Source organism: Methylorubrum thiocyanatum (genome assembly GCA_014138645.1).
GTDB lineage: Bacteria > Pseudomonadota > Alphaproteobacteria > Rhizobiales > Beijerinckiaceae > Methylobacterium > Methylobacterium thiocyanatum.
The window spans coordinates 74,160-100,404 of sequence record JACJIB010000012.1 but is presented as its reverse complement, the minus strand read 5'-3'; the positions used below and the strand labels follow the sequence as shown (position 1 = coordinate 100,404).

Below are 26,245 nucleotides of genomic sequence, written 5' to 3'. Positions count from 1 at the left end.
CCGGAAAACTCCTGTCGGGACACCCCTAGCCGTCAAAGGCTAGCCACACCCTGCCCTCTCACGGGGGTGGGGTGCTTTGGCACGTCTGGATCAAACCAGATGGATCAGGCTGAGGGATGGAGACATAAAGATTTCTTTATATCTCTTTTTGCCTTCGGAAGGGATCGACTCGACAGAGTTATCGTCATCAACCCGAATCAGCGTATGGTGTCAGCGACATAACTGAGACCGGCTCAAACTTGAGCCGGTCTATTGAGCATCGCTCATCTGTGCCACGCTGTCTCTCTGAACGCTCCTGAGACCGACTGTCATTCCCCCCCTTGGTTGGCTCTTTCTCCTAGTAGGGATCGATCCAGTGGTGATGGATGGTGATCGGCGGTCCTGTCCCATCCCACTTCTAACGTGATGCCGGCCGGCGATGCCCGGTCTTACCGAGACAGTCACCGACCAGCACCACCCGCAGCGGGCTCGACCGGATGGCGAACCGGGTGCCCCACGCCGCGATCTCTGAAGGCTCAGTCGTCCAACTCAATGAGAGCACCGTCTTCGGTGAAACGACTGATATCGTTGGGCTTTTTCATTCTCGCAGGCGTCTTTGTCGCAGTCTCGACATGAGCGACAGGAGCCGGGTGGGACAGGCCGTGCGAGACCTTCGGGCCGTGCTGGTGAACCTGTTCTCCCCGCGCGATCTGGCCGAGTGTCGCCAGAACCGTCGCATCTGGCCGGCTCTCTGAGGGTAGGCGTTCAAGTGCTCTGAAGACCAGTTCCACCATCTCGACCGTCACTTTGCCCTCGCCACGACAGCACGGGCAGGCCAGCTTTTCGGCACGGTTAGCGGCTTCAAGGGCTGCCACTTCGGCGGCGGAACGTTCGGCATGCTCGACGGCCAGCCTTGCGCGTTCGGCCCGGATATCGGCCTTCGACGCACGTTCGGCGTTCTTTGCGTCGGTGCGCTTCGTGCGTTCGCGCCACCCGCCAGGGCTTGAATAATTCACTAGAAAATCCTCGAAAAATCAGCGGTTTCGGCTGAGTTTGATGCCGGCTTCGGCGGCAAGGTGTTCCGCTCGCTCGGGATCGGATCGCCAGAGCAGCATTTGGGCCGTGACGTTCTTCGACGGACCATCTGCGAAGGGGTTGCCCGCATCGCCCTCAGGCTTTGCCGTGTCACCGAAAAGCGAAGGGTTAGTCTTCCTGATGTCCTCAACGGCGTTCGCGAGGGCATCGCCCGGCATGACGGAGCCGCCCCGGTTCAGAGCGACGAGATCGCCCGACTCCGTGATCCGAAGGCGAGCGGTAACAAGCATCTCGATTGTTTCGGGGTCTTTTGCGCCCTTGGAAGCGAGTTCTGCAACGATAAGGCGGCGAGCGAGAGACGCCATCGCGGGATTGTCTTGGTTATTCATTGCATGTCGCCTTTGAGGCCGCGACCTTGTTGAGATGAGTAACAGCGAGGCTTCTGAGGTAGGCGGCGGGCGTAAGGGCGTGTCGCTTGGCGACTGCACGAAGGACATCGATGAGATCTTCAGGCAGGGCGACATCGACTGTGCGCGTAGGGGCGCCGTCAAACAACTTCGGTCGAGACATTGGTTTCCTTGTTTGTCTTGTGAATGTTTACAGGGCTCTTGATACTGTGCGCTAGCTGTGAGCGAACGTAGGCAGCAACCGGCAAGCCGCGTTCGGCGGCCTGTCGGGCGAGTTCTCGAAACAGGCTGACAGGCATCCGCAGGGAGATCTGATGCATTTCGTCTCCAGACGACAAAAGCCGCCCAAGGGTTTCCTGAGCGGCTTCAGATGTTGATTTGGCAGTGTGACAGAGTTTTACCACGGATCTATCGTTTTGTCAACTTGGAAACTCGCGATACACTGCATACCCTGATTCCGATGTCGGTTTGGGATGCACAAAGGAAGACGAGTCCTCCCGATCAAATCCGCGAATGCGGTCGATCGCACGATTCAAAGCCGCGACGGCCTCAGGTGAACCATCCGTGAGGACGAAAGCAATGAAGTCGAGGAAGTCTTCGTTTGTCACCTGAGCCATCCGTTCCCGCTTCGGAACTAGATGGTGTCACCGGACAAAGGTGTCAACGACAAAACATGGATGTTAGATAAGTACACATCCGCGACAGACGTTTGCATTCACGCAAAGATCCAGACGATTGCTTCGGAAGCGACGCGGAACCATATAGCCGCGGAGGAGAAAGCGATGACGAACGCGCAGAAGCGGAAACGGGTCGAGTCGGTGCTGGACGGACCGGGAGGCGACAGGCTTTCGAACAGGCAAGCGGCGGCACTGGCAGGCGTGTCCCACCACCTTGTTCACCTCGTGCGCCAGGAACGGGCGATGCAGAAGTGAGGACAAGCGACGGCGAATTGGGCGAGTTAGCGACGGACGGCATCCCTTAGCCGGAGCAGGCTGAACCCAGCTTCCGGCTCCGGCGTTAGGCCTGGATAGGAGGCGCCGATGGCCGCGCGATACCTACCTTCTTGGGCTTTGCTGTTTTGCGCTCTTATGACGGGGGGGGCGACGGCACAGGGAATGGCCTACACGATGCCTCAGGAACCGGGGCCATTGCACGCTGCGGAACCTTTAATTCAACGACCGTGGGCGCTCACCAGCCATGGCGCGATCAGAGACGCTGGTGGCCGACTGCCCAACCAAGCGACAGGACCGAAGCGTGAGCGTGTCGTGCGCGATATCTGCATCGGCTGCTAGGCGTTTCAAGGCGCAGTCTAAGAGCCGTTTTTCTTTCGGCATAGTGATCCCCGTGCACACGACCGCCTCCGCGGCAGAGCTTGGGTCCGCAGAGGGTGGGGAGCGGCCCCCAGACGATCGGCGCAAAGCAGACCTTGAGGCACGCGTGCGATCTCCGCGCTATATCCAGGGCCGCGAATGCCTATGAGGAGCGTGCAACATGATCCTGCGCACCGATGTCGTCGATGGGGTCTCGATCATCACCGGCAGCAGCCGTGGGATCGGTCTGGCAATCGCGCAGCACTTTCTTGCCCATGGCGCGCGGGTGGTCATCAACGGCTTCGATCCCGCAGAGACGGACGCCGCCACGCGTGCCCTCACCGACCAAGCTGGTGTTGAGCGCGTCGTCTCATATGCGGGCGATGTCAGCCTGCCTGATACCTCCAGGGCTCTGGTTGCCTTGGCATACGAACGGTTCGGACGCCTCGACGCGGTGATCTGCAACGCGGGTATCGACGTCATCAAACCCGCGATCGACTACGGCGTTGAGGAGTGGGATCGCATCCTCGGGGTAAACCTACGGGGAGCCTTCCTCCCCGCTCAACAGGCGGCGCAGGCTTGGATCGAACGCGGCCAGCGAGGTGGCTCGATCACCCTGACCTCATCTATCGCGGCACGGGCGGGTGTGGGCGGCCTCGCGCCCTACGGAGCGAGTAAGGGCGGCGTCGATCAGCTCGTGCGGAACCTCGCGGTGGAGTGGGCTCCGCACGGCATCCGGGTGAACGCTGTCGCGCCCGGCTACGTGGCCAATGTCATGGCCGGGGTCACGGTCCATGCCGATCCGGCGACCGAGGAGCGCATCCGGACATTCACGCCGCTTGGTCGGAGAGCCACAGTCGAAGAGATCGCCGCGCCGTTCGTATTCCTGGCCTCCCCTGCCGCAACCTACATCACGGGTGCGGTGCTGGCCGTGGATGGGGGCTATACCGCGCAGTAGCTCTCAAACGGCTCAGACTTGCCGCACAGCGGACACTCGGAAGGGCTACAACAGGTCGTTTGCAGACCATCGAGAGGCGAAGCCAACTGCATCGCACTCGACGGCACCTATTCAGGTGGCTCTGAGCGTATCGACGGTGCCACGGCAAGACGGTGCAACATCGGCGACAACCCGCTCCAGAGGCGTCAGGCCGAGCCAGACCCCAGCCGCAGTCGTGGCGGCCCACCAGTAGTCGTCGCCGACCCGCTGAACCAAGGTCGGCAGGGCAGAGGACACACAAGCTTGCGCCTGGGAAATGACCTCTGGTGCAACCTTGGCTTGGCGGAGACGGTCAGCCACTTCGGCTTGCACGGGCTGTAGGATCAGGGTGCTGGCGAGGAAGTAGGCAACGCTCGACAGCATGGGGGGAACTCCTTCTGACGCCCATTGACACGACCCGGCATCGTGCAGGCCATCGTCAGCACCCACGCCAACTGTCACTGGATCGGGCTTGTCCGATACAACGACGGAGACGAAGAGGTTGATCCAGGCCCTGATCGATGTCCCTCACAGCTCGGGAACCCGAATCCAAGCCAGCTTCGCTGTTTGAGGCTCAAGCCATCAGCCGGCGAGATGCACGGACAGTGCGGGCGGCAGTGCGACCGAGGACATCTGCCTCGGCATGTGAGCGGCACTCGTCAGGAGGCTCAATCCGAGCGCGGTAACGATCAGCGCGGCGGTGACGGAGGCGATATGAAGCGACATGGTTGCACCCTTGGATAAGGCGCGGTCTCTGACCATCAGGGGCCGTGACGAGGAACAAACCAGGATATGGGTCGGCGGTTCAGAGCCTGAGGTGCGTATCAGCACCCTCCTCTATCGAGCCTTTTGATGATCATGATCGAACAGCCGGTGCGTTCCGTCCCAACGGTAGTGGCCGAGGCGACGAAGACACGTTGGCCCTGATCCCTGCGACCGCCTAAGGCGTAGCTCGCACGTAGCGAGAGCAGTGAGATCGACCCCAGCGCTGTTCGAAGGCCGTGGTAGTGACAACCGATCTTATCCCTCTGGCGGCTTCACAGAGGGCATTGATCGACCGACTCGACGTGAGCGCTCGATGCGGCTCATGGCGGCGCTGGATGCCAGCAATGTGCGTTGGGGACGTGGCTCTGTAGTACCAGCCAGAGCCGGATTGGAACGACAGCGGACCACTTGGACGACGAAGGTTGATATGATGACGCCATCCTACACCACCCGATGGACGCACTCCCGACTGCTCACTCGCGACGCTGGCTAAGATCGGGAACTACCCACCCTCTGAATCCTCTATCTCACAAGCACCGCACACTTCGGCTGCCTCTGAGTGCATAGATCCTCAAAACGCTTGAGGAACGCTGCCTTGGCTTCGCTGGGGGTAAGGCACTTTATCTCAACTTCTGCCGGCTTCACGCCAGAGCCGGCCATCCAGTTGCTCGTACCCGGAGGCATGATCTGATCCTGCTCAGCCGCAAGCACGGAAAGGTCCGCCGCTTTCACTGCCTTAGGTAGAGGATACGGGATTCCAAACTTGGCGAATATCGCCGTTTCGATCGTTTTCTCGATCCTTTTATATTCTGGCAATAATGCTTTGAGGGGGCCTGACACATCCCCGATGAAGGCCTCTGCCGCATCGTGCAGCAAAGCGGCCAAGGCATGGTCCTCGCAGGTCTCGCTCACGTGAACGGAGTGCTCGGCGATGGAGTAAAACTCACGGCACTGCCCAACGTACCGGCAGAGGAGCGATAGGCCGTGCGCTATATCTTCTATATTGAAATTGCTGCTGTGAGGGTCGAGAATATCAAACTCAGACCCGCTCTGAAGCATAATCTTCGCCTCCATCGGGGCAGTTTTCGCCAATGGGGACATATCTCAAGCCTCAGTAAAACAGGCAGCGACTGTACCATCTTCTGTGACGCGCAGGAACAATCATTTGACGTGTGCGACAACGCACCGACATACCGCAACGTACTCATCTGTTGGCACGAATCGGCTCGCGTCATGCAACGGCCACCTCAGCCACCAAAATCTTATCCCCAAGACCCTCGTAATCCGGACGAGTAGCAGCGCCCCGCCCCTTGGCAACTTAGCGTTACCCCTCATAATAAGTGGCATGAAAGTGCTTATCGTGCTGTCCGGCCCGATCGCGTCGGGCAAAAGTAGCCTTTGTGATGAAGCCAGGAGGCGATTAGATGCGAAGGTCGTCCGTACTCGTAAGCTGCTAGAGGCATATCTAGGCCCCACTGTCCCCCGATCCGAGTTGCAGGCAAAGGGGGATGAGTTGGATGAAAAAGGCGGGACATGGGTTTATGAGGCTCTGAAAGATGAGCTTGAAAAGGGCGATCGCGACGTAGTAATACTCGACTCGGTTCGCAAGAAGATACAGCTAGATGCATTGAGGAATGCGCTCCCGCCTGACGTCGTTGTTAGGCATGTGCACCTCAAAGCTCCCGCTTTTGTGCGGAGGCAACGGTACATCGAGCGGCAGCAGCGCACGTTTGATGAAACGTCGTTCGAGGACGCATCTAAGAACGCCACCGAAGAGGGCACAGTTACCCTTGCGAATGACGCGGACGTTGTGATTCGCACAGAAATAGCTGATGCTTCCAGTGTATTCGCCCAAACTTTCGCCGGTCTTGAAGTCGTTCCTGGTAAGCCCATCCCACTCGTTGATGTGGTCATCGGCGCTCAGTATGGCAGCGAGGGCAAGGGGAATATCTGCGGTCAGCTTGCCGAAGAATACGATGTGCTAATTCGCGTTGGTGGCCCTAACGCGGGCCATCTGGTCGCCAAGCCACGGTATAAGTATGTGCAGCTTCCATCGGGTACACAGGGGAACGATAAGGCTCAAATCATCATCGGCGCAGGAGCAACATTATGGTTGCCACAGTTGTTGAAAGAAATTTCAGATTGCAAATTGGACGACGATAAAGGTAGGAAGCGGCTGTCTATCGATCCGCAGGCTATGATCATTGAGCAGCGCGATCGGGAGATGGAAGAGCAGAGTCTTGAGGTTATCGGCTCTACCAAGCAAGGCGTCGGTGTTGCAACAGCTCGAAAGATACTGGGACGAGGGAGCGGCACAGACTATGGTGCTCCTGTCCGCTTGGCGCGTGATGTATCTGAGTTGAAAGAGTACGTTCGATGCACCAAGAGAGAACTTGAAAAGGCATATGCATCTAACAAGCGCATTATGCTCGAGGGCACCCAGGGAACTGATCTCAGTCTTCATCACGGCCCTTATCCGTTCGTGACATCGAGAGACGCCACTGTCTCGGGTTGCCTCGCAGATGCGGGAATTGCACCGAACAGGGTACGAAGAGTAATCATGGTAACCCGGACTTATCCGATTCGCGTCGGTGGAACTTCGGGCCCGATGATGAAAGAGATCGACGCGCAAACGATCGCTGCACGATCGGGGATTCCAGTCGAAGCTATCCAGAAGACTGAAGTAGGGACGGTATCTGGCAAATCTCGACGGATCGGCGAGTTCGATTGGGAGCAGTTGCGTCGTGCTGCGATCCTCAACGGGGCAACGGACATCGCTCTGACGTTCGTCGATTATCTGGACTCGCGAAATGCTGACGCGAAATCCTACAATGATCTAACACCCGACACGAAGAACTTCATAAAGACGGTTGCTCGCGTCGCAAACGCTGCCGTCACTTATGTATCGGTTGGCTTCGGGGAGGATCAGTCCCTTATCAGAGATGTGCCGAATCCATGACGCCAGATAAACTTGTCGCCAAGTATCCACGCCTTTGGCATATGGCGCACGATGGAAGCTGGCCCTCTATAGTGGAGCATGGACTCCGCTGTACCTCATCCCTTCTCGATCTTTATAGGGTTGAGGGGGAAGCTCGTGTGGCTTTGGAGCGTCGGCATCGGCCGGTCTCAGTGCCGATACGTCGTCCTGGCCTTCCCGGCGCGGTCGTTCGTGATCAGATCCCGATGTCAGACAATGCGCTCGTGAAGTGTCTTGACGATGGACTCACACCGGCCGACTGGTATGCGATCTTAAACGGCCGTGTATTCTTCTGGCCTACACGCGCACGACTCAGTACGCTACTCAACGCGGATACGTACAGAAACGATCCTCAGACCGTCCTCACGATCGACACTAGAAGTTTGGTGGATGCTTACGCTGACAAGATCCAGCTCAGTCCGATCAACAGCGGCTCAACGATCATGAACCCGGCTCGGCGTGGCAAGCTGACATTTGCTCATATCGCTGATTTTCCGCTTGAGGACAAACGTAAGAGGCCGCGCAGCGACCCGCCGGTTGCTGAGGTCGTGGTGCCGGATCGCGTCACCTCAATGACTGATCATGTCCTTACGGTTCATCGTATGCGGGGTGACACGATTCTTCAGGAGATCTGGCGGAACCCTCGGGCGAGCGCCGATGATGGTCCATGAATGGCTCAGGCCAATCCGTGAGGAACAATCCGAGTCGGCACACCAGCCTTACGGAGGAAATCGGCGATGTGGCTCGTGGAGTTCACTTCGCCGACGAACCGAAGCCCGGTGCGTTTAGGTAATCCAGCAACAATTTTTCTGAGTTCAGCCAGAGGCACGCGTGCATCCAGTTCGAACCAGTCGTCGGCGTCGCCGGGCACGATCGCGTCCGGCAGGGAGACGGTTGCTCCAAGATGCATCTGAACGATCCAGACGACTGAGCCGTCAAAGACCCATTCGAAGCGAACAGGTCCAAGCGCACGTGCGGCTGCCGCGTATGTGTCGATGACAGCCTCACAGACATGATTCGGCAACTTCTCAGACTGCCGCTCGCCGAGCATGAAGAGATCCCCCTCTCCGGCCAGTCCCTCCAAGACCAGAGTGCCATCCGCAGCCACGATCGCCGCGCCTGAGAAAAGTGCTGGGACGGCGTCCTGCCTGAGAACCGAAGCGATTCGATCCCCGGCTGGATCTTCATCTCCCATCAGCTTGAACGGATCGCGCCAGCCCTTGAAGGTGGAGTAGCGGCCGGGATCGGGTTCATATGGGCAGGTACGAATCCAGACTTCGGTTTCGCCCGTCCGCTTCCCGAACGAGAACGGTGCAACACGTCTTCCGATCACGGTGGTCCATGGCACCGGCAAGCCGATTCCATCGGCCATCAAGAGACCGAATGCCTTATCGCCGATCATCCGGCTGAAGCGATTCGGCCACACCAACTTCGGCTTCAAGCCGGAGGTGTCTGTCGCTTCGAACTCCCAAGTCAGCGTGTGGCTCTTCCGCCAACCACATCGAGCCGGATGGACGCTGAATTCGAGTCGGCCGCCGCGAGCGTCTACGGCTGGTTCGAACCCGTACACCGTCGCAAGGATTGACCGTCCAAGATCGAGCGGCAACGAGGCCACGCCGGGTTTTTCGACGCATCGAGGTGTGTCGTCCGGAGCGAACTCGATCAGGTCACCCATGATCACGCCGGAAACGCCGCCGTCGCTGATATCAACGGTTTCATTCGCGATGACGTGAAGGCCTTCATCGATCAAACCCGCAGCGGCTTCCATGGCCGCGTCCAGACTCTTGAGGCCATAGACGAATGTCCGGCTTCGCGGGCTGTCGGGCGCGTAGCTGCGAAGGTTGATGCTGCGAGCGGGGCTGCGGGACAAGAGGCACGCGAGGGCCGAACGAAGATCGGCGAAGGGATAGTCTGGTTCTAGCCCTTCGATCCGTGAGAATGTCGGCCGCAAGACGCCGTTATCGGGCGTGAAGCTAACGAACTGAGCGACATTGCCGTGTTCTGCCAGCGCAACCAGAGCAAGATCCTTGCGGATGAGCGTCGGCTCATCAGCGCTTGGTTCGCTAGCCTTTGCCACGGGGTGATCGGGGTGATGAACGTGGGACGATGCGATCATCTCGCAATCCGATCCGTGCGGTTCGGCCCGCTCGTAGAACATCGCTGACGGTGATTCGTTCATGATGTCTTTACGCGCGCATTGCCCATCAAACCACGGAGAGGCTAATCCGAGAAAGCTTAACGGTATGCCCTATGAAGCTGCGCAGTGCGCCGGTCTGAGATCGACCGGCCTAGGGGATTGCTCGTCCCCCTCAAGGTATCGACTCCGTAGCCCAACACCGGTACACAAATGGCGGTTCAGCGGCGATGCGGATCCAATGAAATCAATGGCTTAGGAGGCATACGGGCGATTCCGCCCCTGGGCACCATCCTTCTGAAGCGCTCCCGAGCCTCGGAAGTCGACCTTTTCAAGCTAGACCATCGCAACGTCAGACGATCCAGAGCGTCCGCTTGGCTGTCGTCAAACGGTCTTACGTCTGGCTGTTCGCCAGCGCTTGCGCTTCGGCTTGCCCGGAACGGCCTTCATCGACGTCGTCATCTCGTTGAGGGCGACGCGCTGCTGTCGGCGAACCGCATGTGTGGCGTGGCCCATCCGCCAGTTGAACGAGGAAAGCCACAGGCTGAGCGCAGGGTTCTTCACGGTGCGACCTCCGCCGGGTCAACGACGTTCGTGGACATCCGTTCGCTTTCGCCCGACCCTCAGGGTCGTATGCACTCGGCGGATCAGCGGAAGCGCTCTGTGAGCTTGGTCGAGGCCTGGGGATCGACGCGGTTCAGCCGCTTCAGCGACCGCTCGGCATCGCGCTCGACCGCCTCCTTGTAGGCCTCCTTCACCCGGTTCACGTCGCGGATCAGGTCGTCGAGCTTTTCCAGCGGGGTCGGATCCCGGGAGGCCTCGTCCAGCTCCGCCCGGTCCTGAGGGCTGCGTTCGGGTGGCATCGCACCGACCTTCTCAGCCAACTCCTTCACGGCTTCGGAGATGATCCCGAGTTGTAGGCCGAAGCTGCCGACCTCCTTGATGATCGCGATCTCGATCTCCGGCACGCCCTGATAGAGGCCGGTGGAAATGTCCTGGTTCACGCCTCCGCTCAGGGGCGCGAAAAAGGGGAAGGTGAACCACGAGTACCAAGTCGGACCACCGGACATGATCTGCCTCGCACGCCATCAGGCCGTGCGATCATCCGATGTCGTGGGCTGACACTCAAGTGGATCGAGGATCATACTGCCTGACGACCCATCGTCCGGCGGGACGAAGCTTCCCGTAGAAGGAACAATTCGGTGGCAGTCGGAACAGGCACGAGCGATCAAACGCGTGGGCGATGGGTCTCCGGCCTGCCTCCCGCATCCTCGCGGAATGGCCGCTTCACCATTCGAAGAAGGAATCGAGCCGCGGCATCAGGCAGATCAGCGTGCCCGCCGCGCCGACCACTCCCGCCATCATCACCATCGCAGCCACTGAACGGCCTCCGCGTCATCTCTTCGCAGCCATAACGCGAGCCGAGCTAAGCAAGTTTCAATCCGGGGCGCGCGAAACGCGCGAACGCCTTCTCCGCCTGATCACCATTTGAGGAACCGGTCGGCACTCGGCCGTGCGGCGATGGTGATGGCGATCGCGCCGAGGGCGCCGATCAGCATGATGGCGGCAGCGAGAATCATGACGGTTGCTCCACGGCACGGGTCCAGGGACGTCCTGAAGACCAACGAGCCGAAACCGTGGCGCGTGCCGTGCGGCAGATTGGCCGGCCGTCGCGCGCTCTCGCGACGCCTCAGCTGTCCAGGCCGATCCCGAGCCCGCGCAGCAGATCACCGATCGGATCAATCCGCGCATCCTTCTGCGGCGGCGTCGCGGTAGCCTGCCCAGCGGAAGCCGGCGCCTCGCTGGCGGGCGTTTCCGCGGTCGGAGCGGAACGGGCGCGGGTCGCGACCTTCGCGGCGCGGTGGCGCCGCACGGCCTGCACCCTCTGCGCCGCCTCCGGCTTCCCGAAATCGGCCGCGGCCAGAAGGGCCGTCGTCTCCTGGGGAAGCAGGGTGAAGGAGGCAGGCCTCGGGATCGCCGCGACGTCGGGACCGGCCGGGCCCGCCTGCGCTGCGGAGATCGAAGCGGTTCTCGCCGTATGCCGGGGCGGATCCGCCCAAGTCTGATCGCTGTCACTCACGGCAGCGCTGGAGAAAGCGCCCGACACCTTCGTTGCCGGAGCCGAATTCTCGGCCCTCAGGATCGGAGAGGCTGCAACGAGGCCGACAACCATGATGGCGGTAGTCGCGAAGACGGATCTATAGTGTTCCATACTTGCAGAACGTAACGCCAAGCTTCCGGTTCCAGCGGTCCGAATCTGCCATCGCGAATTCTTGCAGCCTGCGATGTCCGCGGACAGCCCCCGCCCGGCGTGGCTCCCCCGGCAGACGCCTCCGTCGCAAGTCCGGCCTCTTCAACCCGGCCGACCCGGATTCGGTTCGCTCTCTCGGCGGCCTCGCGCCACGGCTACGCTTGACGCCCCCTCGCCCCCCCGTGTTAGAGACCGGACCCAGATACAGGCGGGCCCAAGGGTCCGTTTCCTATCAACCACTTAAGCAGCGCTCCGGTGCCGTCAGGTCCGCGGCGCGATGCGTGTTCCAGCGACGCGGCGGGTTTCCCGTCGTTTCCCTCGGACCTGAGCCCCTCTCTCGCCCGGTGACCGTGTGAGGACCCTCCTCGATCTCCTGCGGGTGATGCGACGGCGCGACCGGCGGAGGCTGACGCTGCTCGGTCTCGGGCTCGGGGTCGCGGCCCTGCTCGAAGTGGTCGGCGTTGCCTCGGTGCTGCCCTTCCTGACGCTCGTCGGCGATCCCGGCGCGGCGGCCCGGATCCCGTTCCTCGGCAGCCTGCGCGACGGCCTGGGCCTCGCCGACGACCGGGCCTTTCTGCTGGCCACAGGCTTTGCCGCGCTCGCCGCGATCCTGCTCACCAGCACGGTCAACGCCGTCTTCGCCTATGCGCAGCTCCTGTTCGCCCATCTCGTGGGCTACGGCTTCGCCCGGCGCCTGCTCGCCCGCTACGTCGATCGCGAGCGTCTGTTCTTCGCCCATGCCAACAGCGCGGAACTCGCCAAGAACGTTCTGAGCGAGACCGACCGCCTCGTGGTCGGCGTGCTCACACCGGCCATGGTGATCGCCTCGCGCGGCGCCTCGGCCCTGGCCGTCGTGATCTTCCTGATCGCCTACCAGCCGCGGCTCGCACTGATCCTCGGCGGCGGCTTCGGTGGGCTCTATGTCGGGATCTATCTGGTGATGCGCGCCCGGCTCGCCCGGCTGGGCACGCGGGCCGTCGCGGGCAACGAGGGCCGCTACCGGGTGGTCCAGGAGACCTTCGGCGCGCTGACCGAACTCAAGCTCTACGGCCGGGCGGAGACCTTCACCGCCGGCTTCGATGCGCCGGCCCGCTCCTATGCCCAGGCGCTCGCCTCCAGCCTCGTCACCGGGCAATTGCCGCGCTTCGTCATCGAATCGCTCGCCTTCGGCGGCGTGATCGCCGTGGTGCTGTTCGCGCTGACGCAAGGGATCGACACCGCCGGCATGCTGCCGCTGCTCGGCCTGTTCGCCTTTGCCGGCTACCGCATGCTGCCGGCCTTCCAGAACATCTTCACCTCCGTCTCGCAGTTGCGCTTCCACCTGCCGGGCGTACGCCTGATCGTCGATGCGCTGGCGGGGGAGCGCCAGAAGCAGTCCCGCACAGCCGAGCGCCTGCCCTTTGCGCAAGACATTCGCCTGGAGGCGGTCGCCTTCGACTACGAGCCCGGCCGCCCGACCCTGCGCGGGATCGATCTGACGATCCCCGCCCACACCACGGTCGGCCTCGTCGGCCGCACTGGCTCGGGCAAATCGACCCTGGTCGGGCTGATCCTCGGCATCCTGACACCGACGCGAGGCCGCATCCTGATCGATGGCCGTCCGCTCGATCCCGACAGCCTGCCCGCGTGGCAGAACCGGATCGGCTACGTGCCGCAAGACGTGTTCCTGATCGACGGCAGCATTGCTCAGAACATCGCCCTGGGCATCACCCCGGAGCGGCTCGACCGGGCGGCGGTGGAGCGTGCCGCGCGGCTCGCCGGAGCGCACGACTTCATTGCGGCCCTGTCCCAAGGCTACGAGACCGGCGTGGGCGAGCGCGGGGCGCGGCTCAGCGGCGGCCAGCGCCAGCGGATCGGTATCGCCCGCGCGCTCTACCACAACCCTGACGTGATCGTGTTCGACGAGGCGACCAGCGCCCTCGACGGCGAGACCGAGGCGGCGGTGATGGCCGCGCTCGGCGCGCTCGGCGGCACGCGCACGATCATCATGATCGCCCACCGCCTCACCTCGCTGCGCCACGCCGACATGGTCCACGTCGTCGAGGAGGGCCGGATCGTCGCCTCGGGTCCGCCCGCGCAGGTGATCGCGGATCCGGCGAATTCTCTTTTGCCCGACGCCTCCCTCGCGGCACCGGCCCGGTAGCGGTCTCGCCCCAGCCCGGCTATCGCTTCCAAGCGGAGCAGTGGGCGCACGGGGGTGGCGATGGACGAGACGGTCGAGATCCGGGCGGGCGACGGCAGCACGGCGCGGATCGCATTGCGCGGGGCCGAGCCGGTTTCCTGGCAGGTGGACGGCCGCGACTATCTCTGGAACGGCGATCCGGAGCACTGGAATCGCAGCGCGCCCTGGCTCTTTCCCGTCGTCGGCGCCTCCTCCGGCGGCCATGTGCAGGTGGAGGGCCGGCGCTATCCGATGGCGCAGCACGGCTTTGCCCGCGACCTGCCGTTCACACTTGTCTCGCGGCGCGAGGACGCGGTGTCCCTGCGCCTGAGCGACAGCGAGGCGACGCGGGCGCATTTCCCCTTCGCGTTCCGGCTGACGATCGAGGCCCGCATCACACCGAACGGGCTCGCTTTCGCGATCGAGGTCGAGAATCCGGGCGAGGTTCCTCTGCCCTACGCCCTCGGTTTCCACCCGGCCTTTCCCTGGCCCTTCGCCGGGGGCGAGCGGCGCGCCGGAGGCGGCTACGCGGTTCTGTTCGAGGCAGCGGAGCGGCCCTTCGTGCCCGAGGTCGGCGCTGGCGGGTTGCTGGTGCGCAGCGAGCGGCCCCTGCCCCTCGACGGCGCGCGCCTCGACCTCGATCCGGACCTGTTCACCGAGGCCCTGGTCTTCCTTAACGCGAAGAGCCGCATGATGCGGTTCGTCGCGCCGAGCGGCCGGACCATCGCCATGCGGATGGAGGATTTTCCCCATCTCGCGGTCTGGACGAAGCCGACGGCACCGTTCCTGTCGCTGGAAGCCTGGAGCGGGCACGCCGACTGGGCCGGCTTCGAGGGCGAGTTGGCGGAGCGGGACTCGCAGCGCCGGCTCGCGCCGGGCGCGACCGCCCGGCACGGAATCGAATTGGCGATCGAGGGCTGAGCCCCGCTCGCGACCGCAATCAGTCGACGGCGATGATGACGTCGGAGCTCTTGATCACGGCATAAGCCTCGCCGCCGATCTTCAGCCCGAGGGCATCGACCGACTCGTTGGTGATCGCCGAGGTGACGACCTGACCGGTGGCGATCTCGATCTTCACATGCGCCGCGGTCGCGCCCTTCTCGACCGAGACGACCTTGCCCTTGAGGACGTTGCGCGCGCTGAGCTTCATGGGTGACTTCCTCTGCCGTTAGGATGGGGCTCCGTGCCCCAGCGACGGCGAACCGGCAAGCGGAGGCCGCACACTTCCCCCTCACGCTTCCGGGAGATCGTCCTCGCCGGCCTCGATCTCGGCCTCTTCGGAGACGCGTCGGCGGCAGCCCCATTCGGCCAGCATGGCGTTCATGTCGTCGAGTACGAAGTGGCGGGCACTGTCGCGGTCGTAGCCTTCGTCGAGCAGGTTGTCGTACTCGGTGAAGGCGTGCCGGGCGAAGGCGGTCAGCGCGAGCCATGCGGCGGTTTCCGGCACCGCACCGCGCAGGCCGGGGCTGCGCAGGGCCCGGTCCAGCACCGCCTCCGCCTCGAAATCCGGCAGGCGCGGGGCGAGCCGGGCCAGCGCTTCGGCGATGACGGCGCGGCGGTCCAGCGGCAGGCCGTCGCGCGGCCGGTCCGGGCTCCCTCCCCTCTTCATGCGGCAGCCTCGCGATATCCGGACAACGAGAAAGGGCGGAGCCTCGCGGCCCCGCCCCTTGATAAGCGGTGATGCGTGAAACGCCTTAGCGCTTCGAGAACTGGAAGCTGCGGCGAGCCTTCTTGCGGCCGTACTTCTTGCGCTCCACGACGCGCGGGTCGCGGGTCAGGAAGCCTTCGCGCTTGAGCGGCGAGCGCAGCTCCGGCTCGTAGTAGGTCAGGGCCTTGGACAGGCCGTGGCGCACGGCGCCGGCCTGACCGGAGAGACCGCCGCCCTTCACCGTGACGGTGATGTCGTACTGGTCGACGCGGCCGACGATCTCCAGCGGCTGGCGCAGGATCATGCGCAGCACCGGACGGGCGAAGTAGGTCTCGACCGCGCGGCCGTTGACGACCACGGTGCCGTTGCCGGGCTTGATCCAGACACGGGCGACCGCGTCCTTGCGCTTGCCGGTGGCGTAGGCACGGCCCTGGGCGTCCAGCTTCTGGACGTGGACGGGCGCCTCGTTCTCGGGGTTGCTCGTCTGGGTGTTCGCCCGATTGAGATCGGCGAGGGACTGAAGGGTCGCCATGATCAAGCGCTCACGTTCTTACGGTTGAGGGAGCCGACGTCGAGCGCCTGCGGCTGCTGGGCCTCGTGGGGGTGCTCGGAGCCCTTGTAGACGCGCAGGTGGCCGAGGATCTGGCGGAAGAGCGGGCCGCGGGGCAGCATGCGCTCGACAGCCTTCTCGACCACACGCTCGGGGAACCGACCCTCGAGGATGAACTTGGCCGAGCGCTCCTTGATGCCGCCCGGATAGCCCGTGTGGTGGTAGTAGACCTTCTGGTCGTACTTGCGGCCGGTGAACTTCACCTTGTCCGCGTTGATGACGATGACGTGGTCGCCGCAATCGACGTGGGGCGTGTAGGCGGCCTTGTGCTTGCCGCGCAGGCGCATCGCCACGATCGAAGCGAGACGGCCCACGACGAGGCCCTCGGCGTCGATCACGACCCACTTCTTGTCGACGTCGGCGGGCTTCAGCGAAGTGGTCTTCATGGCCGATTCCCGTGCCGGTGACGTTGGAAACAAGGCGCCGCCGCGTCGGTGAGGACGCAGCGGCGTGCGGGAGGGTCACTACGGGGGATTCGCGGCAGCGTCAAGGCGCGCTGGACACCCAGTATCGAGAAAACTGCAATCTTCTGAAGGCGTTTGCCGATGCGGTATTTTGATACCGCATACATCGACACATATGGCGCGACGTCGTTCCCACTCTCACGGCGCGATCGAACGAAAAAAGCCCGCCGCGGCGGAAGCCGGGCGGGCGAAGTTTTGGAGATTCGTCCAGGCTCACCTGGAACATAGGATTGACGAGCGATAATGCCGTTTAATCCGCCCGCCATGAAAAAAATTTCATTAAGCGCCGAAGCAGTGACCCTTGGGCCGGATGCCAGGAGGCGAATGCCGGTTCGGGTTGCGCTCACACGGCGCCCGCATGGGGCGCCGGCTCCTCGGTCGAGATCGCATCGACGGTGCGCTCGGCCGGCTCCGGACCACCGTCGGCGCGGTCGATGCGGATCTCCATGCCGGTCGACTGCATCTCGCCATAGGGAGTGGCGAAAGCGATCTCCGCCGCATCGCGGCCGATGCCGATGCGCACGAGTCCGTCGAGATGGGCTTGGCGCGTCGCGTCGAACAGCCACCAGCGCCCGTCGAGATAGGCCTCGAACACGGCATGGAAGTCGCTCGGCACCAAGCCGTAGGCATAGCAGCTCACGAAGCGGGCCGGGATGCCGAGCGCCCGGCAGAAGGCCGCGCCGAGATGGGCGAAGTCGCGGCACACGCCCGCCCGCTTCAGCAGGCTCTCATCCGCCGTCGTCTCGCCGTCGCTGGCGCCGCGCTGGTAGGCGATGTTGTCGTGGATCCAGTTGCAGATCGCATTCACCCGCCGATGTCCCTTCGGCAGATGTCCGAATTCGGCCTCGGCGAAAGCAGCGAGCCGGTCGGAGGAGACGAAGCGGCTCGGCAGCAGGAAGGGCAGGATATCGAGCGGCAGTTCCGAAACGGGCGTTTCCGAGATCGTCTCGGGATCGGCCCGCACGACGGTCAGTTCCACCTCGGCCTTGTACTCGAGCGAGAACGGGCCCGGCTGCACGTTGACCCCGAGATAGCGGTTCTTGAGGTCGGGCGTGACGTAGACGCGGCGCGCGAGGTCCGGGGCCAGCGTCAGGGACTCGCTGGCGATGTCGAGACTCCGCAGCTGCGCGACCTCGACGTTGAAGATGAAGGTGGTGGGCTCCTTGACCTCATAGGCAAGGCTGCAACCGAGCTTGAAGCGCACGGGGGAAACTCCGGATTTTGCGGGGATATCGCCCCGGTCGAGCGGGGCATTTCGCCGCAAACGCGCCAATCGCCGTCCGGCTCCGCTTTCAGGCTGCTCGTTTTTTGCGCGGCAGCATGAGCACGGTCAGCGATCGCACGCCCTGTGCGCCGTGGATCAGCACACCTTCGATGTCGGCCGTGGCGGACGGGCCGGTATGGAGCACCGCATAGGACGCCTGACCGAACTCCGGCCGTTGATAGGCGGCCTGGATGTTCACGACGATGTCGGCGGGGTCGAGCAGGACGATTAGGTGCTGTGCGAGATAGGCCACCGCGTTCACGATCAGGTCGTCCTGCGTGAACAGAACCGAGCCGGTCTCGGCTACGCCGAAGCGCGCACGGACGATCGCCACATCGACGTCGTTGACCTCGGTCGGTCCGGTGATCGCGGCCAGGTCGCGGTTGCCTGCGAATTCCGGCACGGCGGACGCGATCACCGCTGCGCCGCTGAGGCGCGACCGCACCGGCGCGAAGGGATCCGCCGGGCTGCCGGCGCGCTCGACGCGCCCGCCCATCTTGCCCAGGCGCTCTGCGAACTCGGTGACCCAGTCCTCGCCGACGAGCGGCGCGAAGGTCGGCACGTCGGGCAGCGGGAACTCGCCGGCCGGGCGGTTGGCCTTGAGCCGGGCGAGGATGGCGTCGCGGGCGCTCACGCCTCCGTCCCCTTCTTCATCCGGTTCTGGCGATACCACGCGTGGAAGCTCTGGCGCGGCGCCTGGGGCATCTCACGCTTCTTCCCCCAGGTGTTGGCCGGGTTGTAGACGGCAAAGCGCGGCAGCACGCGCAGGGCCGAATCGGCGGTCTGGATCGCCGCGCGGTAGGCGGCGGGCCGGCTCAGCACGGCGCCGGCCGCCTTCATCATGCCCTGCTTCAGCAGTGGGATCTGGTGCTCCTCGGCCAGCACCTTGCGCCATGCGAAGATCTGCTCGTGAATGTTGATCTTCACCGGGCAGACATTGGTGCAGGAGCCGTTCATGGTCGAGGAGAACGGCAGGGTCGAGTATTTCCGCTTGTTGAAGGTCGGGTCGATGATGAGCCCGATCGGACCGGAATAGGTGGCGCCGTAGGAGAGGCCGCCCGAGCGCCGGTAGACCGGGCAGGTGTTCATGCAGGCGCCGCAGCGGATGCATTTGAGCGAGGTCCAGAACTCCTCCATCGCCAGCCGCTCGGAGCGGCCGTTATCGACCAGCACCATGTGCATCTCGGTGCCGGGCCGCGGCCCGCGGAAATGCGAGGTGTACTGGGTGATCGGCGAACCGAGAGCCGAGCGCGACAGCAGGCGGATGAACACGCCGAGATGCTCGACCTTGGGGATGATCTTCTCGATGCCGATGGAGTGGATCTGCAGCGGCGGCACGTTGCCGGAGAGGTCGGCATTGCCCTCGTTGGTGCAGGTGACGACCGTGCCGGTCTCGGCGATGGCGAAGTTGCAGCCGGTCAGCCCCGCATCGGCCTTGAGGATCAGCGGACGGGTCGTCTCGCGCTGGCTCTCGGCGAGGTAGTGGGCGTCGTCGTTGTCGGGATCGGTGCCGAGCGTCCGCGCGAACACGTCGGCGACGTCGAGGCGGGTCTTGTGGACCGCCGGCATCACCACGTGGCTCGGCTCCTCCTCGTCGAGCTGCTGGATGCGCTCGCCGAGATCGGTCTCGATCACGTCGATGTCGTGGGCGGCCATGAAGTGGCGGAAGCCGCATTCCTCGGTGAGCATCGACTTCGACTTCACCAGCGACTTGGCGCCGTGCTTCCGCAGGATGTCGAGGACGATGCGGTTGTGGTCCGCCCCATCCTCGGCCCAGTGGACATGGACGCCGTTGGCCCGCGCCGCCGCCTCGAACTGTTCGAGGTAGTGGTCGAGATGGGTCAGCGTGTGCGTCTTGATCTGCGAGGCGAGTTCGCGAAGCTCCTCCCATTCGGGGATGCCGTGGGCGGCGACATCGCGCTTGCGGCGCACGTCCCAAAGGCGCTCGTCATGAGCCTTCTGATGCAGCGGCGCCGCGAGGAAGCGCTCGGCGGCCTCCGCCTGATCGATCGGCCGATTTCCGCGCACCTTGGCGCCGCGGGGCTGCGGCTCGCGGGGGGCGTCGGCGCGGATCGGCTTCGAGGCGGCCTCCGCGTGCTGGAGCCGGTCGCCGCCGGGGCCGCGCTCGCTTTCGTCGGAGGGGGCGCGCACCTCCGGATGGAGCACATCCTCGGTCTGGCGCGGGGTCAGGTCGTCGGCGCTCATGCGGCAGCTCCGTTCAGCACCTGGGCGATGTGGATGTATTTCAGCGGGACGCCGAGGCGCTCGGCGCAGCCCTTCTGATGCATCAGGCAGGAGGAATCGGCCGAGACGACGTATTCGGCACCGGCGCGGGCCTGATCCGTCACCTTGTCGTAGCCCATCTTGGCCGAGACCGCGGGCTCGAACACCGAGAAGGTGCCGCCGAAGCCGCAGCACTCGTCGGGCCGAGTGAGATCGACGACCTCCAGCCCCTTCACCTTCTTCAGCAGGTTGAGGGGCTTCGAGAAGAACGGCCGGTTCAGCTCCGTCGGCCGGGCGTGGCCGATGCCGCGCAGGGCGTTGCAGTTCGAGTGGTAGGCGACCTTGTGGGGGAACGCCGCCCAGGGCAGATCCTCGATCTTGAGGACGTCGTGCAGGAACTCGACCAGCTCGAAGGTCTTGGCCCGCACCGCCTTGACCTCATCGGTCTGCGGGATGGCGGTGAGATGCTCGCGTACCTGATGCACGCAGGAGCCGGACGGGGCGACGACGTAGTCGAACCCGGAAAAATTCTTGACGAACAGCGCCTCGGTCGCGGCAGCCTCCTGATGGCAGCCGGTATTGGTCATCGGCTGGCCGCAGCAGGTCTGGTCGTAGGGATACTCGACCGTCAGGCCGAAGCGCTCCAGCAGCTCCAGCGTCGCGATGCCGACCTCCGGTTCGAAGGCATCGACGTAGCAGGGGACGAACAGCCCGATCCGCATGGCACTCTTTGATCGTGGTCTCAGCCGAAGGGCCGGCTGGTCCACCTTGGAACGCTTTCAAGCCGGCAAGGCTGCATACGCCCCCGATCCCGGGTTTCCAAGCGCGGGCCGACGCGTCGGTCAGTTCGTCACGGGAGTGGTCCGGCCGGCGGCGCGGATGCGGCCCAGCACGCTGGCATAGTTCTCCGGCGTCAGGATGCCGACGAGCTTGTCGCGGATCACGCCGTCCGGGCCGATGATGAAGGTCTCGGGCACCCCGTAGACGCCGAGATCGATGCCGGCCCGGCCGCTCGGGTCGGCGCCGACCGCCGCGAAGGGCAGACCGTGCCGCTCGAGCCAGCGCCGCCCGGCATCGCCCGGATCCTTATAGTCGATGCCGACGAGGCGGATGCCGGGCTCCTGCGCCAGCCGCATCAGCATCGGGTGCTCGACCTGACAGGGAGCGCACCACGAGGCGAAGACGTTCAGGACGGTGACCTGCCCCTTGAGGTCGGCGCTCGACAGGCCGGGCACCGGCTTGCCGTCGGCCTCCAGGCCCGGCACCGGACCCAGCGCGAAGGCAGGCGCCGGCTTTCCGATCAGCGCCGAGGGCAGCGCCTGCGGATCGGCGCCCGAGCGCAGCCTGACGAAGAAGGTCACTGCCAGCACGGCGAAGACGACGACCGGCAGCAGCACGAGGAGCGAGCGCCGGGGCCGATCGCCGGTGCCGGGCGGAAGCGAACCGGGGGCTTGCGCGCTCACGGGCGCCCTCCCCGCTCATCCTGAAGCTCGGCGAGGGCGCGGCGCTGCGCCCGCCCGTCCCACCAGCCATTGACGATCAGGCCGCCGAGCACCAGGGCCGCGAAGCCGTAGGAGCCGGCAATGAAGGCGGTGTAGGGTCCGAAATCCATGGTTCTGCTCAGATCGCTTGACCCACGGGAAGGGAGGCGGCCACGCGGGCGACCGGCACGGCGCCCTCCGCGCCGGCATCGAGTCGCTCGGCCTGCCGGATCAGCAGGGTCCGCACCCGCCGGCGGTAGATCTCCGTGCGCATCGCCTGGAGGTGCAGGGTGATGCCCAGCAGCGTCATCGCCACGACCATCTCGAGCAGCGGGTAGAGCATTGAGGAATCGATGGAGGAGCCGCCCATGCGCAGGATCGAGGCCGGCTGGTGGAGGGTGGACCACCAGTTCACCGAGAACTTGATGATCGGCAGGTTCACCGCGCCGACCAGGGTCAGGATCGAGACCGCCCGCGCCGCTCGGCTCGGATCCTCGATGGTGCGCCACAGGGCGATGATGCCGCAATAGATCAGGAACAGCACCAGCATCGAGGTCAGGCGCGCGTCCCAGACCCAGTAGGTGCCCCACATCGGCTTGCCCCAGAGCGAACCGGTGACGAGGCAGATCAGGGTGAAGGCGGCGCCGATCGGCGCAGCGGCGCGCTGCGAGACGTCGGCGAGGGGATGGCGCCAGACCAGGGTGCCGATCGCGGACAGCGTCATCGCGCCGTAGAAGCCCATGCCGAGGATCGCGGCGGGGACATGCACGTACATGATCCGCACCGTATCGCCCTGCTGGTAGTCGGGCGGCACGACGAAGAAGGTCAGGTACAGCCCGACGGCCACCAGCAGCGCCGACACCGCGGCGAGCCAGGGAAGGGTCGCGCCCGACCAGCGCAGGAAGTGGCCCGGATGGGCAAGGCGGTTCCAGAGAGCGGTCCACATGGAGGCCTCCATACCGCTGAGTGCGGCGCAGCGGCAATGCGCGCCAGCGTCCCGGCCGTCGGTTGGCGCGCAGGCCGGCACCCTGCGAAACATTTGTGCAGCTTGAGGTTGGAACGACTCGTACTCTCGCCAATTGAAGGCTCATCCCGGTGGCGCCTCTACTTTCCGGGATTGAAGAGCATAGTCACGAGCCGCTCCATGCTGATCAAGACCGGATACGATATCACGTTCGAGACTGATGCCGCGACGCCGATGGCGCTGCTCCTCAGCGTCCATCCCTCGCGCCAGGGCGACCTGCGCAGCCCTGAGACCATCACCTTCGATCCGCCGATCCCCCAGCGGCAAACCATCGACGCCTTCGGCAACGTCTGCACCCGGATCGTCGCCCCGCCCGGCCGTCTCACGATCTCGGCGGATCTCCTGGTCGCCGATTCGGGACGGCCGGACGAAGTCGCGCCGGAGGCCCGCCAGATCCCGGTCGAGGCCTTGCCCGATGACGTGATGGTCTACCTGATGGCGAGCCGCTACTGCGACACGGACAAGCTGACGGCGATTGCGTGGGAGCTGTTCGGCCAGACCCCTGAAGGCTGGGCGCGGGTCCAGGCCATCGTCGATTACGTGCACCGGCGCATCCGCTTCGATTACCAGCTCGCGGATTCGACGCGCTCGGCCTTCGACGGCTACCATCAGCAGGTCGGCGTCTGCCGCGACTTCGCGCATCTCGCCATCGCCTTCTGCCGCTGCATGAACATCCCGGCACGCTACTGCACCGGCTATCTCGGGGATATCGGCGTGCCGCCCGTGCCGGATCCGATGGATTTCTCCGCGTGGTTCGAGGTCTATCTCGGTGGGCGCTGGTACACCTTCGATGCGCGCCACAACACGCCGCGTATCGGTCGGATCGTGATGGCGAGAGGCCGCGACGCGACCGACTGCGCGATCTCGACGAGTTTCGGTGCGGCGCGGCTGATCCGGTTCGACGTCCACACCGACGAAGTCGCGGATGATGCGCCGGCCGGCCTGATGCGGGCGGCCTAAATCTCGGCCATCAGCCGGTCGGCCACGTCCTCCGCCAGAGAGAGTGCGGAGGTCAGCCCCGGACTCTCGATCCCGAAGAGATGGACCAGTCCGGGCAGCCCGTGCTCGGCCGGACCATCGATGCGGAAATCCGCCGCCGGCTCGCCGGGGCCACTGAGTTTCGGACGGATGCCGGCATAATCCGGCACAAGGCGACCGTCCGGAAGGCCGGGCCAATAGCGCCGGATCGCCGCCGCGAAGAGGCCGGCGCGCTCCGGGTCGACCCCATAGTCGGGTCTGTCCACCCACTCGACATCGGGCCCGAATCGCATCCGCCCGGCGAGATCCAGCGTCAGGTGGATGCCGAGCCCGCCCTCGACCGGCGCCGGGTAGATCAGGCGCGTGAAGGCTGGCCGGCCGCTGCAGCCGAAATAGCTGCCCTTGGCCAGAACCTGCCGGGGCACGCCATCCGGGGCCGTCCCATCGATCCGGCGGGCGAGGCTCTGCGCGCCGAGGCCAGCGGCGTTGACGAGACAATCGACCCGTAGGACGTCCGGCGCCTCCCCGCCGAAGCGGACCTGCCAGCCTCCGTCCCGGCGCTCGGCCGCGTCGATCGGGGTACGCAAGGCCAGCACGCCGCCCGCATCCTCGATGTCGCCGAGAAGGGAGAGCATCAGGGCGTGGCTGTCGACGATGCCGGTTGCCGGCGAGTGGAGCGCGGCGACGCAGGACAGGGCCGGCTCCAGGGCGATGGCGTCGGCGCCTTCGAGCAGGACCAACTCCTCGACCCCGTTCGCCACCCCGCGGGACAGGATCGTCTCGAGCGCGGGGCGCTCTTCCTCGCGGGTCGCCACGATCAGCTTGCCGCAAAGCCGGTAGGGCACGCCGTGGCTTTCGCAGAAGCGGACCAGGCGGCGGCGGCCCTCGACGCAGTGGCGGGCGCGCAGCGAGCCCGGCGGGTAGTACATCCCGCCATGGATCACCTCCGAGCTGCGCGCGGAGACGCCGGTGCCGATCGCCTCGGCGGCCTCCGCCACGACGACGGAGGCGCCGCGCAGGGCAAGAGCCCGCGCGACCGCGAGCCCAACCACTCCCGCTCCGACGACGAGCGCCTCCATGCCTACGGCCTGCCTCACATTCCGCGGGCCGTTAATCGCTCCCGCGCCGGCCGCCCTGTCACGGAAGAATCCCGACTCTCAGTTCTTGCTCTCGAGCGGACGCCCGAGGAGACGAGCGAATTCAGCTTCGATCTCCTCCACGGAGAACGGGTTCTGCCCTTGAGCGGCGGGCTCGGCCGGCTCAGCCTTCGCCGGCTCGCTCTTCCGCCCCGGCTCGGATCCGGACGGTTCGGATCTCGGTGATTCGGATTGGGAAACCTCGGCCTTGACGGGCTCGGCCTTCGGTTCAGGTCTAGGCGGCGCGACGAATGTCGGAGGCGTGATGGGTTTGGCCGGAGGTTTGACCGGGGGTGTGACCGGGGGCGTCGGTTCGGGGCGGGGCGGGCTCGCTGCCGCGGCAGGGGGCGTCTCCTGCGGGAGCGGTGCCGTCGCCTGCGGTGTCGGCGCGACCGGGACCGGAGGCACCGGGGGGGCCGCGGCCATCGCCGCGGCGACGGGATCGGGCGGCGGGGCCTCTGCCTCGGCCGGCTTCGGGACCGGCGTGTCCGGGACGCCCCCCGGCGGCAGCGTGACCGCGGACGAGGGCCGCTTCAGGGCCACCTGAAGCTGCCGGGCCATGTCGGAGAGCACCGCCGGATCGACCGAGCGCGGTCCGCGGCTCGCCATGACGGGTGGCGGCTCGGAAACGGGCTCCGGCGCCGGTTCGGGGGCGGCGGCGGGTTCGAGGCGGGGGCTGCGCTCGGACGCGACATCCGAGCGTGGATGGACCACGGGCGGCGCCGTGCGTCGGATCAGGCGGCTGACCGGCGAGGCCGGCCTGGGCGGCGCATCGGCCGGCGTCACCTCGGGCTCGAACAGGCCCGGATCGAGGGGCGGTGCCCGGTCCGGCACAGGGTGGGCTCCGGGCACCGCGGCCGGCACCACCTCCGGCATGGCGAAGGTCGGGGGCATCGGCGAATCGAGGAACGGGTCGGTGCGCGGCGGCTCGAGCGCGCCGGTCTCGGCCGCGCCGATCTCGCCGCCCGGCCGGCTTCCCTCCGGCGCGTAGCGGCTGCCAGCGCCGCGCTGGATGTGGCGCTCGATCACGACATCGTTGGGACCGCCGACGAGGAGCAGGTGCTCCACATTGTCCCGGCGCAGCAGGATGAGTTGGCGCTGCCGGTCGAGTTCGTAGATGTCGACGATGCCGAGACGCGGCTGGCGCCCGCGTTGGCCCGCGCCGGTCGACAGGGTGAGGCCGCGCCCCGACAGCCGCATGAACAGCATCGCCGCGAGCAGGAACAGCACCAGGATGACGAGGAAAATCACCAGGAACTGCAGGGCGTAGGAGCCCTCGGAACTGAAGAACGCTTGCAAGACCCGCGTCTTTCTCAAGGGGCCGCCGCCGCCGCGCGACAGCCGGCGGCGACCGGAGCCGGCGGGAGACGCGATCTCGGCCTCACGCAATACAGAGCGCGATTATCGCTGGCGCCTTGATCG

32 protein-coding genes are annotated in these 26,245 nt (G+C 65.0%); 8 read left to right on the top strand and 24 right to left on the bottom strand.

Annotation, left to right across the window (positions count from 1 at the left end; translation table 11 throughout):
• Positions 1-515: 515 nt before the first annotated feature.
• The 4 genes from HNR51_RS25165 to HNR51_RS25150 form a co-directional block, all read right to left on the bottom strand.
• On the bottom strand, positions 516-995 hold the full coding sequence (locus tag HNR51_RS25165; protein ID WP_182556746.1) for a hypothetical protein: 480 nt from the start codon (positions 993-995) through the stop codon (positions 516-518).
• Positions 996-1,013: 18 nt separating this feature from the next.
• Entirely contained in the window at positions 1,014-1,403 is a 390-nt protein-coding gene (locus HNR51_RS25160; protein WP_182556745.1) for a hypothetical protein, read from the bottom strand.
• Positions 1,404-1,561: 158 nt separating this feature from the next.
• Positions 1,562-1,741, bottom strand: a complete 180-nt coding sequence (locus HNR51_RS25155) for a hypothetical protein (protein ID WP_182556744.1) — start codon at positions 1,739-1,741, stop codon at positions 1,562-1,564.
• A 99-nt stretch (positions 1,742-1,840) separates the two neighbouring features.
• The gene (locus HNR51_RS25150) at positions 1,841-2,029 is read right to left on the bottom strand and encodes a hypothetical protein (protein WP_182556743.1); all 189 of its coding nucleotides are present in this window, start codon (positions 2,027-2,029) and stop codon (positions 1,841-1,843) included.
• A 174-nt stretch (positions 2,030-2,203) separates the two neighbouring features.
• Between HNR51_RS25150 and HNR51_RS25145 the strand changes: the two genes are divergently transcribed.
• Together HNR51_RS25145 and HNR51_RS25140 are read left to right on the top strand one after the other, a co-directional pair.
• The gene (locus HNR51_RS25145) at positions 2,204-2,353 is read left to right on the top strand and encodes a hypothetical protein (RefSeq protein WP_182556742.1); all 150 of its coding nucleotides are present in this window, start codon (positions 2,204-2,206) and stop codon (positions 2,351-2,353) included.
• A 559-nt stretch (positions 2,354-2,912) separates the two neighbouring features.
• On the top strand, positions 2,913-3,689 hold the full coding sequence (locus HNR51_RS25140; protein WP_182556741.1) for an SDR family NAD(P)-dependent oxidoreductase: 777 nt from the start codon (positions 2,913-2,915) through the stop codon (positions 3,687-3,689).
• Positions 3,690-3,800: 111 nt separating this feature from the next.
• Here HNR51_RS25140 and HNR51_RS25135 read toward each other — a convergent pair whose 3' ends face one another.
• Both HNR51_RS25135 and HNR51_RS25130 read right to left on the bottom strand, forming a co-directional pair.
• Entirely contained in the window at positions 3,801-4,091 is a 291-nt protein-coding gene (locus tag HNR51_RS25135; RefSeq protein WP_182556740.1) for a hypothetical protein, read from the bottom strand.
• Between the two features lie 198 nt (positions 4,092-4,289).
• Positions 4,290-4,433, bottom strand: a complete 144-nt coding sequence (locus HNR51_RS25130; RefSeq protein WP_182556739.1) for a hypothetical protein — start codon at positions 4,431-4,433, stop codon at positions 4,290-4,292.
• A gap of 352 nt (positions 4,434-4,785) precedes the next feature.
• Between HNR51_RS25130 and HNR51_RS27035 the strand changes: the two genes are divergently transcribed.
• A complete protein-coding gene (locus HNR51_RS27035; protein ID WP_436629354.1) occupies positions 4,786-4,965 on the top strand; it encodes a DUF4113 domain-containing protein in 180 nt (59 codons plus the stop codon).
• 29 nt (positions 4,966-4,994) lie between these two features.
• On the opposite strand, the gene HNR51_RS25120 is transcribed toward HNR51_RS27035, so the two are convergent.
• Positions 4,995-5,546: a YfbR-like 5'-deoxynucleotidase gene (locus HNR51_RS25120; protein WP_182556738.1), complete on the bottom strand. Its 552-nt coding sequence runs from the start codon at positions 5,544-5,546 to the stop codon at positions 4,995-4,997.
• Positions 5,547-5,817: 271 nt separating this feature from the next.
• Here HNR51_RS25120 and HNR51_RS25115 point away from each other — a divergent pair, with 271 nt between their 5' ends.
• Both HNR51_RS25115 and HNR51_RS25110 read left to right on the top strand, forming a co-directional pair.
• A complete protein-coding gene (locus HNR51_RS25115; protein ID WP_182556737.1) occupies positions 5,818-7,431 on the top strand; it encodes an adenylosuccinate synthetase in 1,614 nt (537 codons plus the stop codon).
• On the top strand, positions 7,428-8,120 hold the full coding sequence (locus HNR51_RS25110) for a DUF7002 family protein (protein ID WP_182556736.1): 693 nt from the start codon (positions 7,428-7,430) through the stop codon (positions 8,118-8,120). Before HNR51_RS25115 ends, HNR51_RS25110 begins: the two co-directional genes overlap by 4 nt.
• 5 nt (positions 8,121-8,125) lie before the next feature.
• On the opposite strand, the gene HNR51_RS25105 is transcribed toward HNR51_RS25110, so the two are convergent.
• The 4 genes from HNR51_RS25105 to HNR51_RS25090 form a co-directional block, all read right to left on the bottom strand.
• Positions 8,126-9,607: a hypothetical protein gene (locus HNR51_RS25105; protein WP_239681522.1), complete on the bottom strand. Its 1,482-nt coding sequence runs from the start codon at positions 9,605-9,607 to the stop codon at positions 8,126-8,128.
• 360 nt (positions 9,608-9,967) lie between these two features.
• On the bottom strand, positions 9,968-10,147 hold the full coding sequence (locus tag HNR51_RS25100; RefSeq protein ID WP_182556735.1) for a hypothetical protein: 180 nt from the start codon (positions 10,145-10,147) through the stop codon (positions 9,968-9,970).
• Positions 10,148-10,230: 83 nt separating this feature from the next.
• Positions 10,231-10,653 (bottom strand): hypothetical protein, encoded by a 423-nt coding sequence (locus tag HNR51_RS25095; RefSeq protein ID WP_182556734.1) that lies wholly within the window; start codon positions 10,651-10,653, stop codon positions 10,231-10,233.
• A 620-nt stretch (positions 10,654-11,273) separates the two neighbouring features.
• Entirely contained in the window at positions 11,274-11,756 is a 483-nt protein-coding gene (locus HNR51_RS25090; protein ID WP_239681523.1) for a hypothetical protein, read from the bottom strand.
• 430 nt (positions 11,757-12,186) lie between these two features.
• Here HNR51_RS25090 and HNR51_RS25085 point away from each other — a divergent pair, with 430 nt between their 5' ends.
• Both HNR51_RS25085 and HNR51_RS25080 read left to right on the top strand, forming a co-directional pair.
• On the top strand, positions 12,187-13,977 hold the full coding sequence (locus tag HNR51_RS25085) for an ABC transporter ATP-binding protein (protein ID WP_182556733.1): 1,791 nt from the start codon (positions 12,187-12,189) through the stop codon (positions 13,975-13,977).
• A gap of 60 nt (positions 13,978-14,037) precedes the next feature.
• Positions 14,038-14,916: an aldose 1-epimerase family protein gene (locus HNR51_RS25080; RefSeq protein WP_182556732.1), complete on the top strand. Its 879-nt coding sequence runs from the start codon at positions 14,038-14,040 to the stop codon at positions 14,914-14,916.
• A 19-nt stretch (positions 14,917-14,935) separates the two neighbouring features.
• Here HNR51_RS25080 and HNR51_RS25075 read toward each other — a convergent pair whose 3' ends face one another.
• The 11 genes from HNR51_RS25075 to HNR51_RS25025 form a co-directional block, all read right to left on the bottom strand.
• A complete protein-coding gene (locus HNR51_RS25075; protein WP_182556731.1) occupies positions 14,936-15,145 on the bottom strand; it encodes a TOBE domain-containing protein in 210 nt (69 codons plus the stop codon).
• 81 nt (positions 15,146-15,226) lie between these two features.
• The gene (locus HNR51_RS25070; RefSeq protein ID WP_182556730.1) at positions 15,227-15,604 is read right to left on the bottom strand and encodes a DUF2293 domain-containing protein; all 378 of its coding nucleotides are present in this window, start codon (positions 15,602-15,604) and stop codon (positions 15,227-15,229) included.
• A gap of 85 nt (positions 15,605-15,689) precedes the next feature.
• The gene (gene rpsI, locus HNR51_RS25065; protein ID WP_012454529.1) at positions 15,690-16,175 is read right to left on the bottom strand and encodes a 30S ribosomal protein S9; all 486 of its coding nucleotides are present in this window, start codon (positions 16,173-16,175) and stop codon (positions 15,690-15,692) included.
• Positions 16,176-16,177: 2 nt separating this feature from the next.
• Complete coding sequence (rplM, locus tag HNR51_RS25060) at positions 16,178-16,639, bottom strand: 50S ribosomal protein L13 (protein ID WP_012454528.1); 462 nt, start codon at positions 16,637-16,639, stop codon at positions 16,178-16,180.
• A 421-nt stretch (positions 16,640-17,060) separates the two neighbouring features.
• Positions 17,061-17,921 carry a transglutaminase-like domain-containing protein gene (locus HNR51_RS25055; RefSeq protein ID WP_182556729.1) on the bottom strand — a complete coding sequence of 287 codons (861 nt, stop codon included), beginning with the start codon at positions 17,919-17,921 and terminating at the stop codon, positions 17,061-17,063.
• 88 nt (positions 17,922-18,009) lie between these two features.
• The gene (locus tag HNR51_RS25050) at positions 18,010-18,615 is read right to left on the bottom strand and encodes a LutC/YkgG family protein (RefSeq protein ID WP_182556728.1); all 606 of its coding nucleotides are present in this window, start codon (positions 18,613-18,615) and stop codon (positions 18,010-18,012) included.
• The gene (locus HNR51_RS25045) at positions 18,612-20,186 is read right to left on the bottom strand and encodes a lactate utilization protein B (protein WP_182556727.1); all 1,575 of its coding nucleotides are present in this window, start codon (positions 20,184-20,186) and stop codon (positions 18,612-18,614) included. The genes HNR51_RS25050 and HNR51_RS25045 overlap by 4 nt, the downstream gene beginning before the upstream one ends.
• Entirely contained in the window at positions 20,183-20,926 is a 744-nt protein-coding gene (locus HNR51_RS25040; protein WP_141951591.1) for a (Fe-S)-binding protein, read from the bottom strand. Before HNR51_RS25040 ends, HNR51_RS25045 begins: the two co-directional genes overlap by 4 nt.
• Positions 20,927-21,046: 120 nt before the next feature.
• Complete coding sequence (locus HNR51_RS25035; RefSeq protein ID WP_012454523.1) at positions 21,047-21,667, bottom strand: DsbE family thiol:disulfide interchange protein; 621 nt, start codon at positions 21,665-21,667, stop codon at positions 21,047-21,049.
• A complete protein-coding gene (gene ccmD, locus HNR51_RS25030; RefSeq protein ID WP_012454522.1) occupies positions 21,664-21,816 on the bottom strand; it encodes a heme exporter protein CcmD in 153 nt (50 codons plus the stop codon). Before ccmD ends, HNR51_RS25035 begins: the two co-directional genes overlap by 4 nt.
• 8 nt (positions 21,817-21,824) lie before the next feature.
• Complete coding sequence (locus tag HNR51_RS25025; protein WP_182556726.1) at positions 21,825-22,631, bottom strand: heme ABC transporter permease; 807 nt, start codon at positions 22,629-22,631, stop codon at positions 21,825-21,827.
• A gap of 198 nt (positions 22,632-22,829) precedes the next feature.
• Here HNR51_RS25025 and HNR51_RS25020 point away from each other — a divergent pair, with 198 nt between their 5' ends.
• Positions 22,830-23,669, top strand: coding sequence for a transglutaminase-like domain-containing protein (locus HNR51_RS25020; protein ID WP_182556725.1), 840 nt, complete (start codon positions 22,830-22,832; stop codon positions 23,667-23,669).
• On the opposite strand, the gene HNR51_RS25015 is transcribed toward HNR51_RS25020, so the two are convergent.
• Entirely contained in the window at positions 23,666-24,766 is a 1,101-nt protein-coding gene (locus HNR51_RS25015; RefSeq protein WP_182556759.1) for an NAD(P)/FAD-dependent oxidoreductase, read from the bottom strand. The two genes, HNR51_RS25020 and HNR51_RS25015, sit on opposite strands and share 4 nt — an antisense overlap.
• Positions 24,767-24,844: 78 nt before the next feature.
• Positions 24,845-26,122 (bottom strand): hypothetical protein, encoded by a 1,278-nt coding sequence (locus HNR51_RS25010; protein ID WP_182556724.1) that lies wholly within the window; start codon positions 26,120-26,122, stop codon positions 24,845-24,847.
• Positions 26,123-26,245: the final 123 nt, after the last annotated feature.

Bases quoted from the DNA above. Each gene is read 5' to 3' on its own strand.
- HNR51_RS25160 (WP_182556745.1), bottom strand. From the start codon at position 1,403: ATGAATAACCAAGACAATCCCGCGATGGCGTCTCTCGCTCGCCGCCTT.
- HNR51_RS25155 (WP_182556744.1), bottom strand. From the start codon at position 1,741: ATGCATCAGATCTCCCTGCGGATGCCTGTCAGCCTGTTTCGAGAACTC.
- HNR51_RS25145 (WP_182556742.1), top strand. From the start codon at position 2,204: ATGACGAACGCGCAGAAGCGGAAACGGGTCGAGTCGGTGCTGGACGGA.
- HNR51_RS25140 (WP_182556741.1), top strand. From the start codon at position 2,913: ATGATCCTGCGCACCGATGTCGTCGATGGGGTCTCGATCATCACCGGC.
- HNR51_RS25135 (WP_182556740.1), bottom strand. From the start codon at position 4,091: ATGCTGTCGAGCGTTGCCTACTTCCTCGCCAGCACCCTGATCCTACAG.
- HNR51_RS25130 (WP_182556739.1), bottom strand. From the start codon at position 4,433: ATGTCGCTTCATATCGCCTCCGTCACCGCCGCGCTGATCGTTACCGCG.
- HNR51_RS27035 (WP_436629354.1), top strand. From the start codon at position 4,786: ATGCGGCTCATGGCGGCGCTGGATGCCAGCAATGTGCGTTGGGGACGT.
- HNR51_RS25120 (WP_182556738.1), bottom strand. From the start codon at position 5,546: ATGGAGGCGAAGATTATGCTTCAGAGCGGGTCTGAGTTTGATATTCTC.
- HNR51_RS25115 (WP_182556737.1), top strand. From the start codon at position 5,818: ATGAAAGTGCTTATCGTGCTGTCCGGCCCGATCGCGTCGGGCAAAAGT.
- HNR51_RS25110 (WP_182556736.1), top strand. From the start codon at position 7,428: ATGACGCCAGATAAACTTGTCGCCAAGTATCCACGCCTTTGGCATATG.
- HNR51_RS25105 (WP_239681522.1), bottom strand. From the start codon at position 9,607: ATGTTCTACGAGCGGGCCGAACCGCACGGATCGGATTGCGAGATGATC.
- HNR51_RS25095 (WP_182556734.1), bottom strand. From the start codon at position 10,653: ATGTCCGGTGGTCCGACTTGGTACTCGTGGTTCACCTTCCCCTTTTTC.
- HNR51_RS25090 (WP_239681523.1), bottom strand. From the start codon at position 11,756: ATGGTTGTCGGCCTCGTTGCAGCCTCTCCGATCCTGAGGGCCGAGAAT.
- HNR51_RS25080 (WP_182556732.1), top strand. From the start codon at position 14,038: ATGGACGAGACGGTCGAGATCCGGGCGGGCGACGGCAGCACGGCGCGG.
- HNR51_RS25075 (WP_182556731.1), bottom strand. From the start codon at position 15,145: ATGAAGCTCAGCGCGCGCAACGTCCTCAAGGGCAAGGTCGTCTCGGTC.
- HNR51_RS25070 (WP_182556730.1), bottom strand. From the start codon at position 15,604: ATGAAGAGGGGAGGGAGCCCGGACCGGCCGCGCGACGGCCTGCCGCTG.
- rpsI (WP_012454529.1), bottom strand. From the start codon at position 16,175: ATGGCGACCCTTCAGTCCCTCGCCGATCTCAATCGGGCGAACACCCAG.
- rplM (WP_012454528.1), bottom strand. From the start codon at position 16,639: ATGAAGACCACTTCGCTGAAGCCCGCCGACGTCGACAAGAAGTGGGTC.
- HNR51_RS25045 (WP_182556727.1), bottom strand. From the start codon at position 20,186: ATGAGCGCCGACGACCTGACCCCGCGCCAGACCGAGGATGTGCTCCAT.
- HNR51_RS25040 (WP_141951591.1), bottom strand. From the start codon at position 20,926: ATGCGGATCGGGCTGTTCGTCCCCTGCTACGTCGATGCCTTCGAACCG.
- ccmD (WP_012454522.1), bottom strand. From the start codon at position 21,816: ATGGATTTCGGACCCTACACCGCCTTCATTGCCGGCTCCTACGGCTTC.
- HNR51_RS25025 (WP_182556726.1), bottom strand. From the start codon at position 22,631: ATGTGGACCGCTCTCTGGAACCGCCTTGCCCATCCGGGCCACTTCCTG.
- HNR51_RS25020 (WP_182556725.1), top strand. From the start codon at position 22,830: ATGCTGATCAAGACCGGATACGATATCACGTTCGAGACTGATGCCGCG.
- HNR51_RS25015 (WP_182556759.1), bottom strand. From the start codon at position 24,766: ATGGAGGCGCTCGTCGTCGGAGCGGGAGTGGTTGGGCTCGCGGTCGCG.